At 50.0% G+C, this 1535-nt stretch carries 2 protein-coding genes; both read right to left on the bottom strand.

Translation table 11 applies throughout. From position 1 onward, the window contains the following. Positions 1 to 864, bottom strand: an 864-nt coding sequence (gene mobQ / locus DWY84_RS14125; protein ID WP_147354301.1) for a MobQ family relaxase, incomplete at its 3' end; no start/stop codon positions are given. A gap of 186 nt (positions 865 to 1050) precedes the next feature. Beyond that, positions 1051 to 1194: a hypothetical protein gene (locus tag DWY84_RS17475; protein ID WP_009274458.1), complete on the bottom strand. Its 144-nt coding sequence runs from the start codon at positions 1192 to 1194 to the stop codon at positions 1051 to 1053. Positions 1195 to 1535: the final 341 nt, after the last annotated feature.

Genomic DNA, 1535 nt, shown 5'->3' with positions numbered 1-1535 from the left:
AAGCAGCTCTTTCCGTTTTTCTCCCAGCTCGGTAATCCAGCCTTTGAGGTTTTGGATAAGCTGTCGGATGGACTTCATCAGACTGTTGGCGGCTCTGATTTCCCGGTTCAGGTTTCCGATATTCGTCTGGATACCACGCTTTTCCATCTGCCGGACAGCAGCCCCCTCATGGACAGTGGGGATAATATCAAGCCCCTGTCTGGCATAAGAACGCAAGTCCACACGCTCCGGACGGTCATTGGCTTCCAGATAGCGGTTCTGGATGACCTCCCATTCATGCCGCCAGATTTCGCAATACTTCTGGTCGTTCCAATCCACCGTATCCTCCTTGTGGCTTTTCCATCTGCCGGACGGAAGTTTTATCCGTTCCCCGTTTTCGTCAAGGTCATAAACCTTGCGGCTCTTGGGAAGCCATTTTCCATGTTCGTCCATTGCCCTCATAGTGAGCATGACATGGGCGTGGGGATTGTGTCCCGGCGGATGGGGGTCATGGATTGCAAAATCAGCAATCATGCCTTTGGAAACAAACTGCTGCTCACAAAACTCCCGGACAAGGACAGCATACTGGTCGGGTGGTATCTCTCTTGGAATGGTAAGCACCCACCGCCTTGCAAGCTGGGAGTTCCATTGCTTTTCCACCGCTTCGGCGGCGTTCCATAAGGTATTGCGGTCTGCATACGACCGTGGGGCGTTTGCCGGGAGCAGAATTTCATTGTGGACAATACCACGCTTTTCCGGGTAGTGCTTCACTTGCTGGTCGTATTCACAGAACAGCTTTTCGCCGCTTTGGTAAGCAGCGGCGGCAACCGCAGACTGTCGCTGGCTGCGCTGAACAATCGTGATTTCGTTGTGTGGGCAGGGCATTTCGTGTCCCTCCTTTCGGTAATTGGTGGATGGGGTGGCGTTTTACCACCTCATTTTGGCAGAAAAAAAGCAGGAGACCTTTTTCAGATTTCCTGCTCGGTGTGCCGCTGTGAGGGCGGCGGGTATTTAATTGTAAAAGTTCGGGGCAAGTTGACCCGATGTGAAGCTGACAAACTGGAAGTTATTTTACTTGCGTTCTATAAATCCTATGATTGAAAAAATCAATCCTACAATCCCAATTCCGATAACGAGCAGCCCCATTCCTGATGAGCAAAGAGAAATTATAATGGCAAAGAGTAGTATCGCAATACCTAATCCAATTTTCTTCATTGTAAATCCTCCTTTACAAATGCCGATTTGTTGTCATCTTCATTATACTTCATTGGCTATCGAAAAGATAGCATATTTTATGAAACTTGTCGGCTGGGAACAGCTTGCAACGCAAGGTGTCCCCAGATGGCAAGTACACAAAAGGGTAGCTGGCGGCAGCCAGCGCAGGGGAAGCGTAGCGTCCCCTGTATGATTTGGAGCAGACCATGACTGCGGAAAATTACAGCCCTCCGGCGAGGAGCCTTCGGAGAACGCAATGCACCAACCTTTGGGTGGTGTATAATTGCGCCCTTAGTAAACTAAGGGGTTTCCGGCTTCTCCCGTTCCAGCAGTTTTTTCAA

The organism is Clostridium sp. AF27-2AA, assembly GCF_003478505.1.
In the GTDB taxonomy this organism is placed as follows: Bacteria; Bacillota; Clostridia; order Lachnospirales; family Lachnospiraceae; genus Brotaphodocola.
Note: the sequence above shows the minus strand (reverse complement) of the source record. Positions and strands in the feature narration are given on the sequence as shown.

What these genes read in the sequence shown, in the direction of transcription:
- DWY84_RS17475 (WP_009274458.1), bottom strand. Translation starts at nt 1,194, where the DNA reads ATGAAGAAAATTGGATTAGGTATTGCGATACTACTCTTTGCCATTATA.